The sequence below is a fragment of the Frisingicoccus sp. genome (assembly GCF_048388605.1).
Classification (GTDB): Bacteria; Bacillota; Clostridia; order Lachnospirales; family Lachnospiraceae; genus Frisingicoccus.
Genome location: NZ_DBGCTU010000030.1, coordinates 24324 through 36776, shown reverse-complemented (window position 1 = coordinate 36776; position 12453 = coordinate 24324). Strand labels below are relative to the sequence as shown.

The window sequence follows — 12453 nt, the reverse complement described above, 5'->3', positions numbered from 1 at the left end:
GTGCAGAATGTCAAAAAAGACAGCTTTGATTTTGTCGATTATCATACTTTTAATAGCTATCCTTGGGGGGATTCTGAGTGGAGGAATTAAACTAAAGCTGAGTATAACAAAAACGAATGAAACAGAGGAAAATCAAACAGTTTCTGTTGCAGAAAATAAAGAAACTATCCCTGAAACTCAAAGTATCCATGACGGTGATTATTATCCTTCTATAGAAGAATTACTTAAGGTCAAAAAAGAAAATAATGAGGGAGTATTATCCGTATCGGGTGGCACTACGATGATGCTCCTTATGGGAAAAATGTCGGATGGGAACGCTGGCTTCAGCATCGAAGTGTTCGAAAAAAAGGACGACGGTTATCAGAAGCTGCCAACAAGTGAAGAAAAATATATATCCATGGAAGGGGCCTTTGTTGTCTGCTGTAGGGGAGAATATTATGTGGGGGTAGATACTGAAAATGGCGAAAAGCAAATTCAGGATAATCGTGGAGGAGAATTTGAAACCCTTGAAATGTATGGCGTGACATGTTATGAAGTGAAATATATCGACTGTCCTATAGAAGAGTATGAACTTGATATAGATGGCGCTCCAATAGATCTGAGTTCTGCATATGGCTTGGATAGCGAAGAGAAAGCTGTTGAGAGTTTTGATTCTTTAGAGGAACTGGAAAATCTTCAGGCCCCGTGGTTTAAGAATTATGTGTTAGTGCCTGGGGAGAATACATATTTTTTCTTCGGTGAAGAAGAAGGCTCAAGTGAAAAAATACAGGTTACATATTCTCTGGGAGAAAAGTTAAATGGGAAATATTATACAAATGCGGAAGATGTTCAGATGTATGATATTACCGGGGAATGTTGGGTCTTCGAACTCAATGGAGAATATTATATCCAGTATCTTTCTGTTACCGGTGAAGATTTAAACGTTGAGGATAATCAGGAAAGGGAAATTCAAACGGTGAGGACAAGCAATGGGTATTTGGTATATCAAACATATATTTCATGTCCGATAGAAGAATATGAGTTTTATGTGAATGGAGAGTTAATAAATTTAAGTGTGGCTTATAGATAAAAATAGTGCTTGATTTACCATTGCTGGCCAGGTCTTTAATGGTTCCGATTTCAGGGTGGGAAGAGGTCGGATAGTATATATAAGGAGTTCTGGTCAGCAACGGTTGACAGGCATTTTCTGTTTGGGGCATATTTTCAATTATACGATTTCCTTGTTCTGCATCCTATGTGGTGCAGATTTTTTATTTTCAAATAGCTGTAAACGTTATTGTTTTTAAAATCCCCCATATCTATGTACTTCTCTTTTCTGGAAACTGCCTATGAAAACGACCGACTGAAAACCATCGGTCATAATGGAATGAATTACACATTCGGCTATGATTCCTTTGGAAACCTGACTCAGGCTCAAGCCGGAAGCCGGACATTGGTGACAAACACCTTCAAAATGAATGGAACCCAACTGGAAAAATCCATTCTGGGCAATAACACGGGGACAAGCTATGAATATGATCAATATGACCGTGTTGTCCGGGAAAAATCTGTTAAGAGCGATGGCGCCGCAGTGACAGAATATGAATATCTGTATGACCATGACGGCAATTTGGCGGGGGTAACTGATAAAGTAAATAATGAAAAGCAGCATTATTTTTATAGTATTTCCAATCAGTTGGCCCGAGTGGAGAATTCAACCGGAGCATCTGTCCAGTATGGGTATGATGAAAACGACGCGCTTAAAACCGTGCGTGCAACCTATGACCAGGTTTCGAAACAGATGTCTTATGAGTACGATGCAGACTATAATGAAACAAAAACAACTACTATGGGCGGTAAGACTCTGACATCCGAATACGATGCCCTGGGACGGGTCATTACTAAACGGCTCAATACAGACAATCAGTTTACAGTCACCTATGGCTATCGGGACGGAGCCAACGGGTCGTCCTCGGCGATGATTCAGAGTGTGAGCAACAATGGCCGTTCCACCTCCTATCTGTATCATGATGATGGAAATATCCGTCAGATACAGACACCATGGACAACGCAGACCTTTGAATATGACGCCATCGGGCAGCTTATCCGTGTGAATGACGATGATACCGGGCATACGACGATTTATAGTTACGACGCCGGAGGCAATATGACTTCGGAGAAAGTCTATAGTTATACAACGGCGGCCGAACCGGCGACCGAAGCGCTGAGCCAGAGGACGTTCACATATGATACGGCATGGAAGGACCAGATGCTGACCTGCGGTGGAAAGACTTTGACCTATGATGGGGCAGGTAATCTTTTATCCTATGATGGTACGGCCTTCACATGGACAAAAGGACGCCGGCTCAGCGGAGTGACGAAGGCTGACGGCACAGCAGCAACTTACACCTATAACCATAATGGACAGAGAGTATCAAAGACTGTCGGCGCTGTAAAACATACCTATTTCTATAGCGGAAACATCCTAATCCGTGAAAAGGCGGGCAGCCTGGATATGAGATTTTCCTATGACAGTGTTGGCAATCCGGTCTCTATCCTGTATAATGATGTTGAATACTACTATGTGAAAAACCTTCAGGGGGATGTCATTGGACTGATTGATACCGCCGGAACATGGGTGGTGGAGTATTCCTATGATGTCTGGGGCAATATCCGAAGTGTTTTTGGAAGCATGGCCTCAACCCTTGGACAGGATAACCCAATCCGCTATCGTGGATATTACTACGATAATGAGACAAAGCTCTACTATGTACTCAGCCGTTATTACAGTCCGGAGCTGTGTCGGTTTATTAGTGCGGATGTTTTGGAGCCTTTTGTGAGAGACCATGAAAATTCTGTGCAGTATAATTTATATGTTTACTGCTGGAACAATCCGGTCAATATGTTTGACGGATATGGAGATTGGCCGGAGTGGGTGAAAAAAGCGGTTGCGGTTGTTGCCGTAGCGGCGGCTGTTGTGGCTGTAACGGCTGTAACGGTAGCAACTTTTGGCGCAGGGTCCGTTGCCGGAGTGGCGGCTATAACGGCCACGGCCTCTATTGCCGCTCGAGCAACTGAGGTGTCTGTTTTGCAGGCAAGAAAAAGTAGGGCAGAAGGATTGGATACGAAAAAAATAGCAACTAATGTTGTAGAAGCTATTTATGATAATAGGGCAAAAGTCATTGGCATTACACCTATTACAAAGGGAATAGGTATAGGAGTACGACATGTACGAAATATTTCGGCTGGAAAGATGCTTGATAAGGAGATAAGTATTCGTGGAACCTTGAAATCTTCCGGAGGAAAAATTGTTCCATATGCATTTGTTGCTTATAATTGGGCGAATGTATTATGGTCATTCCTTTGTAAGGATGTGATAGCGCGAGCAACGAAAAGGAGGTATCGTTTAAAGTGGAGAATATTATAGAGAAGGTGTTTTCGGTAATTGAGATAATTTCTTTTTTGGCAGCAGTTATTGTGATGATAAATGGCTTGTTGTATGAGATTCTGGGATCAGGAATGTACGAGAAATTCCTTCGATGGCTAAAGATTCCGTGGAGTGAAGGAGAGATGTTTAAGATATCCTATGCAGTCGCGGCGATTTTTTTCTTAGTTCTCTTTTTGCGTTCAAAATTTTTTAAATAAATATCATTAAAGAAGCCTTTTAATTTCAATAAGGGAACAGGTGGGGTATACATAAAACCTTATCTGTTCCTTTATTTTTTAGAATAGTGGATTGTGACAATCCCGATTTAGGGAATAAAAAGACTGGTTATTGGAAAATATTAGAATAAATGCAAAGAAAATCAAGTGAAGCAAACAAGGCTGTCGCCCAGCTAAGTATTTTTAGCTAGTGCGACAGCCCTGTTCCGGTTTATATTGCAGAAAGCTGCTTATCGTGAGGTTACCTCTTTATTTCATTTAACAAAGCTTCAACCTTTTCGGCAAGAGTTTTCAGCGCGCCGGGTTCAAAGGGTGATGTAAAGCCGGCCTCTTCAAGGAGGTCGGTCCACACCTTTTCTCCGCCCTGGCGGCTCAGACGGATATAGCGTGCAAAAGCGTCGTCATAATTTTCCCTTGATGCGAGGAGAAAATTAAATGCGGCAGTCTGAGCCAGTACATAATCGATGTAGTAAAACGGAGATTCGTAAATATGCATCTGGTACTGCCAGCGGGTTCCTTTTTTGAGATATGGCATACCTTCCATAGAAATATGAGGGCGGAACTTATGCTCTAATTCAAGCCACGCCTCATTGCGCTCATCGGGAGTCATATCGGGGTTTTCATAAACAATATGCTGGAACGCGTCAACGATTGTGCCGTAAGGTAAAAATGACAGGGAATCCAGCGCGTGCATGTATTTATATTTTTCGGCGTTTTCGCCGAAGAAGTGTTCCATATAAGGCCATGCGAAAAATTCCATGGACATGGAGTGCGTCTCAGCAGTCTCCATTCCGCCGCAGTTAAGTTCCAGCGCAAAGCGGTTATCGGCAATGAGGTAAGAGTTAAGGGCGTGACCGCCTTCATGGGTGATCACGTCGACATCCCCCGCTGTGCCATTGAAATTCGCAAGGATGAACGGCTGCCTGTATTTTGGGAATTCCGTGCAGTAACCGCCGCCCCATTTGTTTTTTCGGGAATCGACATCAAAGGCATCATTTTCCAGCATCATGTCAATAAACTTTCCGGTTTCTTCGCCCAGGCTGTGGTACATAACCCTTGCGGCGGCAAAAATATTCTCTTTCCCGCCGCCGGGTACCGGGTCGCCGCCGGGAGTGATCACATCGTTATCATACAGCATAAATTGATCGATACCCATGCGCTTTGCATTTTCTGTCCGAAGTCTTGCAACGACGGGAGTGATATCCCTGAGGATATTTTCACGAAATGTGGCAACGGAGCTTTCATCATAGCAAAGTCGGCCCATTCTGTAGTAGCCAAGCTCTACAAAATTTTTATAACCCATCTTTTTGGCCATTCGATCGCGGATATGGACCAGCTCGTCATATATCCGGTCCAGCTCTGCCTTATGTTGTTCAAGCCCCCGGCCCAGCACTTCATAAGCCTCGCGGCGTGTTTCCCGGTCATCGCTTTTAAAGAAACCGGTAAGCATGGCCCGGGGCATTTTTTCTCCACGGAATTCAAATTCCATGCCTGCCATAAGCTTTGAATATTCGCTTACAAGCTTGTTCTCTTCGATCATATCCTCAACAATCTCTTTGGACATGGATTTGCGCCGTACCTCCATAGACTTAAACAGCACCGGAGAGAGCTTTTCCTCAAGCTCTTTGCGGAAAGGTGAATCCAGCAAAGCAGATGAATATTCCACAAAATAGCTTTTCACCTGAGGGCCTATCTCGTCATAATAATCTTTTTCCGCCACATAAAATTCATCCGCGGTGTTGATCGAATAGCGCATATAGGAAAGCTCGTTTGCTGTGCTATATTCGGTGTTGAATTTAAGATAATCCTCACGGGCGCTGAGTATCTCGTCAACACTTTCAGCATTTTTTATGCGGGAGATAATATCCTGCATAGTGGAAGCTGCATCTTCCAATGTAACTCGTTTGTATGGCAGTTCTGAAACTTTCATATTTTATCATCCTCTTTCTTAATGTAACCGAATTATATCATCGTTTTGCGGATTGCTCAAGTGTGGCTAATATGAAAATGAATATCTATGATTAGACTATTTTAGACGATTTGAATAAAATTCTGATAAAAATGATAGTAAAATTGACATGTTTTACTAATCATGATACTCTTGTAACAAGGAACAGACAGATTTATTGATAAAACTGAAATCATTAATGCATTAGAAAAGAGGAATGAATGCAAAAGATATATTATTCACATTATCGGCCTGAAGACAACACCTATCAGACTAATCAGGAGCATGGAAGAAATGTGGCGGCCTTGTCCGAAGAGTATTGTCACATACCTTTGTTAAAAAAAGCGGCCCGGCTGATAGGTTTTCATCATGATGACGGAAAGAATACGGAAAGCTGGCAGGAATATTTTCAAGCTTCCATTCATCAGGAAAAAGGAAGCAGAGAAAAAGAAGATCATTCTACATTGGGAGGACTTGTTATTGATCAGTATGAGCCGGACACAAGATTTTCGGAAATGATGCAGAATGTGATCTATATGCATCATGGCTTGGCAGACTGCATCTCAATGGCAGACGGCAGTTCGCTTATTCAGCGTCGGAAGCAGAAATATCACCGCGAAGGGATTGAAAGTGCGAGGGATATTGCACAGTGCCAGTTTCCGGAGGAGGATATGCGGGGGTGCTGCAGGGCGGCTAAGAGGGATATCAATGAACTGACTCGCAAGTTGTTGGAGCTGTCTATGGATGAAAATAAGAAACGCGTATTTGGAGATCCCAATTTTTATGTGGGTATGTGTGAGAGGATGCTGTTTTCATGCCTGATGGATGCAGACTGGAGAGATACTGCGGACTTCATGGCGAACCGGGTGACAACGGTCGGTATGAGCGATGAAGAGATTCAAACGGTTTGGAAAAAGGGGATCAGCAGTCTGGAAAAAAGAATTGCGGGATATACAAAAAAAGGAAAGCTCGATTTTTACAGAGACAGAATTTCAAAGCAGTGCAGGGAAGCTGCTTTTTCGGATTATGGTTTATATCAGTTGGCAGTGCCAACAGGAGCTGGAAAAACGCTGAGTAGTCTGCGGTTTGCTCTATATTGCGCGAGGCAGCATCACAAAAGGCATATTTTTTACATTGCACCGTTTAAAAGTATATTGGAGCAAAATGCGGATGAGATCAGGAAGGCGCTGGATATGCCTGAAATGGTTTTAGAGCACCACAGCGATGTGGTACAGGAGGATGAGGAAAGGCTTTGGAGGTATGAACGGCTGACTGAAAACTGGGATGAGGTGCCGGTAATCGTTACCACGGCAGTTCAGTTTCTGAATACATTATTTAAGGAAAAAAGAAGCAGTGTGCGCCGCTTCCATAGTTTGTGTGACAGTGTGATCATTGTGGATGAAGCGCAGGCACTGCCGATAAAGACCGTTGGGGTGTTTAATTTGGCAGCCAATTTTCTGACTAGGATATGCAATACAACAATAGTGTTGTGTACGGCAACACAGCCGTTGTTTTCTGAGATACAAAAAAACAGAATGTTGCCAGCTCAAAAAATGACAGAAGAGCTTTCCGTTTTTGAAGAGGCGTTTCGGCGGGTGGAATATCATGATTGCACAGAGGAGTGTGAGAGTGGATTTTCAGTGGAACAGGCAGCGGAGTTTGTGCGGGAAAAGGCGCAGCAGTATGGGCAGGTACTTTTGATTTTAAATACAAAATCCAGCGCTCAAAAGGTATATAAACAGTTGTCCGGAAGTGTGGAAGGAAGGCTCTTTCACCTGAGTACGTTAATGTGTGCGCAGCATCGGAACGATGTACTGGAGGAAATCCGGGAAACGCTTGCCGGTGGGGAAAAGGTGATCTGCATCAGTACTCAGCTGGTGGAGGCAGGAGTTGATTTTTCTTTTAAATGTGTGATCCGTTCGCTGGCGGGGCTGGATAATCTTATTCAGGCAGCGGGACGTTGTAACCGGAATGGCGCTTCTTTGGAACCCGGTCATGTTTTTCTGATAAAAATGTCAAATGATGTTGAAAATGTGATATCAATTCCGGATATCAAAAAGGCACAGGATGCGATGATGAGTTTTTTATATACCTACCGGAACAATCCGAGAGAATTCGGGCATCGCCTGGATTCAGAAGAAGCGATTCGGACCTATTATCGTTTTTACTTTTACGCCCGGCAAAATGAGATGTGTTATCGTGTAAATGTGGATGGGGTGCAGACGGATCTGGTAGAGCTTTTGTCATCCAACAGGATTCTGGCGGGGGAACGGAAATTTCCGGTGATAAAACAGGCATTTAAAAGTGCCGGTGAAGCGTTTACTGTGATAGAGGAAACAGGCGGAACGGATGTGGTGGTTTCCTATGGGGTGTCGGATTGCCTGGTCAATGAACTGCAAAGAGAAACTGATCCGGATCAGAAAAGAAAGATTTTAAGGAAGCTGCAGCGCTATACCGTTAATATTTCTGATGAATGGCTGCGTAGAATTGGAAGCGGCGCAGTATATGGAATAGAGGAAAACAGAGTGATGAAGTTGAACGACAGATATTATGATAAGAATACCGGGGTGCAGGAGGAGCCTGGGGAAATGCCATTTTTGAATATATGAAAAGGAGGAAAAGAGATTATTGCAGACGAAATACAGAAATACGGTAGAGTTTCAGGTTAGCGGTGATTATGCGCTTTTTTCGGATCCAATTACCAGAGTGGGCGGAGAAAAATTCTCTTATCAGATACCTACTTATGAAGCGGTAAAAGGAATATTACAGAGCATTTATTGGAAACCGACCTTAATTTGGATCATTGATGAGATTCGCGTGATGAATCCGATTCAGACGGAGACAAAGGCGATACGCCCGATTGCATATAATGGAGGAAATGATTTGTCCTATTATACATATTTGAAGGATGTATGCTATCGGGTACGCGCACATTTTGAGTGGAATGAAAACCGGCCGGAGCTTGCACAGGACAGAAATGAAAATAAGCATCACAATATTGCGAAGCGGATGATAGAGCGTGGGGGAAGAAGGGATATCTTTCTGGGAACCCGGGAATGTCAGGGTTATGTGGAGCCCTGTGGTTTTGACGAAGGAGAAGGCTATTATGACCGTGCACCGGGAGAGCTTGCGTTTGGTTTTATGTATCATGGGATTACATATGCGGACGAAGCGGTTCTGGAAGAAGACAAAGGAAAGATGACAGTGCGTTTCTGGCGTCCGGTGATGAAAAACGGTTATATCGTGTTTTTGCGGCCAGAGGAATGTACGGAGAAGAGGCACATTCATGAGATGGATATGAAAGAATTTCCGGATAAAAAGTTCAGAGGACTTCGGGAGTTTGAGGGAGAAGGTGATATCGGATGAATTGGATTGCGGAGTTGAGTGATTTATATGAAAAAAATCAGGCGATAGCAGGTATTCTGGAGGATGATAAACCTTTGCTGCCTCTTTATCATACAACGGTTGCAGCCCAGATTTCGGTGACGATTGATGAAGGCGGGAATTTTCTGCGTGCAGAGACCGTGTCGGATGGAGATAAGCTTACGATTATTCCTGTTACGGAAAAATCTGCCAGCCGGACGGCAGGTGTTGAGCCACATCCGCTCTGCGATAATCTCAAATATCTGGCTGGAGACTATGCAGACTATGTGACGAAAAAGGACTGTTCAAAAAACCATTCATTATATATGGAGCAGTTGGAAAGTTGGGCAGATTCTCCCTATAGTCATAAAAAAGTCAGGGCAATTTTAAGTTATTTGCAGAAAAATTCCCTGATATCGGATCTATGTAAAGCCGGAGTGCTGAAAGCCGATGAGAGCGGGAGAATATCGGATAAGATAAAAATTCAGATTGTTTCACAGACGGAGGCGTTTGTGCGTTTCCGGATAGAGAACGGGGAACTGCCGGATAGGGACATGTTGGCGGATGAGGATGGAAAGTATTTGCCGGAGTGCTGGAAGGACAGGACGTTACAGAAAAGCTATATTGAGTATTGCCGTTCCCGGCAGGATAAAAAAGGGTTATCCTATCTGACCGGAGAAATGGCGCAGATATCTTTTTTACAGCCGAAAAAAATCCGTAATGAAGGGGACGGGGCAAAGCTGATCTCTTCTAATGATGAATCAAATTATACGTTTCGCGGGCGTTTTATCAACAAGGAGGAAGCGTTTGCAATCGGTTATGAGGATTCCCAGAAGGCGCATAATGCGCTGAAGTGGATTATCAGAAAACAGGGATGTAATTATGGCTCTATGTGCTTTGTAACCTGGGAATCAAGCCTGAAAGCGATACCGGACTGGCAAACCGGATCGGATGAAATTTGTGAAAAGGCGGAAGAAATGGGCTGGAGTGTTAAAGACGAGCGGGATAATGAGATTGATCTGGATGCGGAAGTCAATCTGGATAATGAGGTTGATCTTGACGGCCTGGGGGATGTCCGGAAAGTGTCTGTGACAGGAGAAGCGGGTGCAGCGCGGTTTCGACAGGCTTTGCGTGGGTATCGGAGGAATCTGGATCAGTCATCCAAAACAGTGATTATGGCATTTGATGCTGCGACTACAGGAAGACTTGCCATGATGGAATTTAAGAATTATGCCTCGTCGAGATATTTGAAGGCAATTCAAAGCTGGCATGAGCGGTGCAACTGGATTCACCAGAAAAGCAAAAAGGAAAAAGGTCGCTATACCTTTGAAGGGATGGTAGGCATCAGAGATGCGGCTGAACTTCTATACGGAACAGAGCAGAATGGCTATTTTTCGTTAAAGGGGAAGGAAGAACGCTACAAGGATGTGGCGAAACGATGGATGCCCTGTATTCTGGAAGGAAGAGAAGTACCGGAGGATATGGTGCGATTGGCAGTTCAGAGGGCATCTTCACCAATGTCTTTTGACAGCCGGTTTTTATGGGAACGGATTTTGACGCTGGCCTGTTCTCTGGTCAGACAGCAATATCTTGCAAAGAAGAAAGGGGATTGGACGATGGCTTTGGATGTAACGTGTACAAAAAGAGATTATTTATATGGTCGTCTGCTGGCTTTGGCGGATCGGATTGAGTATCGTACCTATGATAAGGAAGATGGAAGGCAGACAAATGCGAAGCGGTATATGTGTGCTTTTTCCCAGCACCCGTTTCGAACATGGAAGGTGATCGAGGAAAAACTGGAGCCTTATCTTGTGCGGTTAAGCGTGTCGGAACGGCTTTTCTATCAGAATCTGATGAATGAAATCTACGACCGGTTTACAGTGGAAGATTATGAAAATGATGTGCCGTTAAGCGGGCTGTATCTGTTGGGATACCATAATCAGGCGCTGGCATTGAAGGAAAACAAAAAGGAGGAAAACGAGAGATGAGTGAATTGAGAGGGAAGATTGATTTTGTGGCGCTGGTGTCGGCAACTAATGCAAACCCTAATGGGGATCCATTAAACGGAAATCGCCCAAGAGAGAACTTTGATGGGTATGGAGAAATCTCAGATGTCTGCATTAAAAGAAAAATAAGAAACCGATGGCAGGATATGGGACAGAAAATTTTTGTGCAATCCGATGACAGAGCAGATGATGGTTTTAGCAGTTTGAAGGACAGGGCAGACGGTTGCGCTCTCTTAAGGGAAGAAATCAAGAAGAAAAAGGGAGCGGACAGAGACAAATGTGCACAAATTGCCTGCGAGGAGTGGCTTGATGTGCGCAGCTTTGGGCAGGTGTTTGCGTTTAAAGGTGTTGAAGTATCTATCGGCGTGCGTGGCCCTGTTTCCGTTCATCAGGCAGTGAGTGTGCAGCCGGTGGACATTATCAGCATGCAGATTACCAAAAGTGTCAACAGTGAATCCGGAAAAGAAGGAAAAGCATCGGATACCATGGGAACCAAACATAGAATTGGTTTTGGGCTTTATGTCCTGAAGGGTAGTGTTAATGTTCAACTGGCGGAGAAAACAGGATTTACACAGGAGGATGCGGAATTGTTGAAAGAGGCACTGAAAACTCTGTTTGAAAATGATGCTTCTTCCGCAAGACCGGAGGGCAGCATGGAGGTGTGCCGGCTTTATTGGTGGCAGCACGAAGAAAAGATGCCGGCGGTTTCTTCTGCAAAGGTGCATCGAAGCATAAAGGTGGAGCCGAAGACAGACAAACCGGCCTCTTTTGCGGATTATGAAGTCAGATACGAAAATCCAGGCTGTGTAGAGCCGGAGGTGTATGATTTTGTATGAAGAAGAGGAATATCTCCAGTTGTCCGGAATACAGCATTTTGCCTTTTGCAGACGGCAATGGGCATTGGCGTATATAGAGCTGCAGTGGGCAGAGAATGTGCGGACCGTGGAAGGAAGGCTGCTTCATGAAAAGGCGCATGATGTAACTAGCAGGGAAAAGAGAGGAGAATTGATCATTTCTCGTGCGATGCCTGTCAGTTCCAGAGAGCTGGGAATCAGCGGTGAATGTGATGTTGTGGAATTTTATCACTGCGGGAACGGCATTTCTCTGTGGGGATATGATGGGAAATATCAGGTTGTTCCGGTTGAATACAAGCGGGGAACGCCGAAACAGAATCATGTTGATATTTTGCAGCTGGCGGCCCAGGCAATGTGTCTGGAGGAAATGCTGTGCTGTGAAATTCCATATGGATATCTTTTTTATGGAAAAACACGTCACAGGGAAAAGGTGGAGTTGACAGAAGCGGCACGTGAGGAGGTCAAATCCATGCTTTTGGAGATGCATAGGTATTTTTCCAGAAAATATACACCGAAGGTGAAGTGGAGCAAAAGCTGCAATGCATGCTCTTTGAGGGATATTTGTCTGCCGGTATTGGGAAAGGAAAAATCTGTCCGGAAATACGTGGAGGCACATATGGAGGAGAATACCTGATGTACT

General features: G+C 44.1%; 8 protein-coding genes. 7 read left to right on the top strand and 1 reads right to left on the bottom strand.

Annotated elements, in window-relative coordinates; all coding sequences use genetic code 11:
* The first annotated feature begins 7 nt into the window (after window positions 1-7).
* Together ACMN7X_RS07180 and ACMN7X_RS07175 are read left to right on the top strand one after the other, a co-directional pair.
* Complete coding sequence (locus ACMN7X_RS07180; protein ID WP_418746789.1) at window positions 8-1069, top strand: hypothetical protein; 1062 nt, start codon at window positions 8-10, stop codon at window positions 1067-1069.
* A 231-nt stretch (window positions 1070-1300) separates the two neighbouring features.
* Window positions 1301-3406 (top strand): RHS repeat domain-containing protein, encoded by a 2106-nt coding sequence (locus ACMN7X_RS07175; RefSeq protein ID WP_418746788.1) that lies wholly within the window; start codon window positions 1301-1303, stop codon window positions 3404-3406.
* Window positions 3407-3883: 477 nt separating this feature from the next.
* Here ACMN7X_RS07175 and ACMN7X_RS07170 read toward each other — a convergent pair whose 3' ends face one another.
* On the bottom strand, window positions 3884-5572 hold the full coding sequence (locus ACMN7X_RS07170; protein ID WP_418746787.1) for a M3 family oligoendopeptidase: 1689 nt from the start codon (window positions 5570-5572) through the stop codon (window positions 3884-3886).
* A 239-nt stretch (window positions 5573-5811) separates the two neighbouring features.
* On the opposite strand from ACMN7X_RS07170, the gene cas3 reads away from it, so the two are divergent.
* From cas3 to cas4, 5 genes are read left to right on the top strand one after another with little or no spacing between them, the layout of a single operon-like run.
* The gene (gene cas3, locus ACMN7X_RS07165; protein WP_418746786.1) at window positions 5812-8199 is read left to right on the top strand and encodes a CRISPR-associated helicase Cas3'; all 2388 of its coding nucleotides are present in this window, start codon (window positions 5812-5814) and stop codon (window positions 8197-8199) included.
* A 19-nt stretch (window positions 8200-8218) separates the two neighbouring features.
* A complete protein-coding gene (gene cas5c / locus ACMN7X_RS07160; RefSeq protein WP_418746785.1) occupies window positions 8219-8956 on the top strand; it encodes a type I-C CRISPR-associated protein Cas5c in 738 nt (245 codons plus the stop codon).
* The gene (cas8c, locus tag ACMN7X_RS07155) at window positions 8953-10941 is read left to right on the top strand and encodes a type I-C CRISPR-associated protein Cas8c/Csd1 (protein ID WP_418746784.1); all 1989 of its coding nucleotides are present in this window, start codon (window positions 8953-8955) and stop codon (window positions 10939-10941) included. The genes cas5c and cas8c overlap by 4 nt, the downstream gene beginning before the upstream one ends.
* A complete protein-coding gene (cas7c, locus tag ACMN7X_RS07150; RefSeq protein ID WP_418746783.1) occupies window positions 10938-11795 on the top strand; it encodes a type I-C CRISPR-associated protein Cas7/Csd2 in 858 nt (285 codons plus the stop codon). Before cas8c ends, cas7c begins: the two co-directional genes overlap by 4 nt.
* A complete protein-coding gene (cas4, locus tag ACMN7X_RS07145; protein WP_418746896.1) occupies window positions 11785-12447 on the top strand; it encodes a CRISPR-associated protein Cas4 in 663 nt (220 codons plus the stop codon). The genes cas7c and cas4 overlap by 11 nt, the downstream gene beginning before the upstream one ends.
* Window positions 12448-12453 lie beyond the last annotated feature (6 nt).

Coding starts and splice junctions, on each gene's coding strand:
- ACMN7X_RS07175 (WP_418746788.1), top strand. CDS start 1,301: ATGTACTTCTCTTTTCTGGAAACTGCCTATGAAAACGACCGACTGAAA.
- ACMN7X_RS07170 (WP_418746787.1), bottom strand. CDS start 5,572: ATGAAAGTTTCAGAACTGCCATACAAACGAGTTACATTGGAAGATGCA.
- cas3 (WP_418746786.1), top strand. CDS start 5,812: ATGCAAAAGATATATTATTCACATTATCGGCCTGAAGACAACACCTAT.
- ACMN7X_RS07180 (WP_418746789.1), top strand. CDS start 8: ATGTCAAAAAAGACAGCTTTGATTTTGTCGATTATCATACTTTTAATA.
- cas7c (WP_418746783.1), top strand. CDS start 10,938: ATGAGTGAATTGAGAGGGAAGATTGATTTTGTGGCGCTGGTGTCGGCA.
- cas8c (WP_418746784.1), top strand. CDS start 8,953: ATGAATTGGATTGCGGAGTTGAGTGATTTATATGAAAAAAATCAGGCG.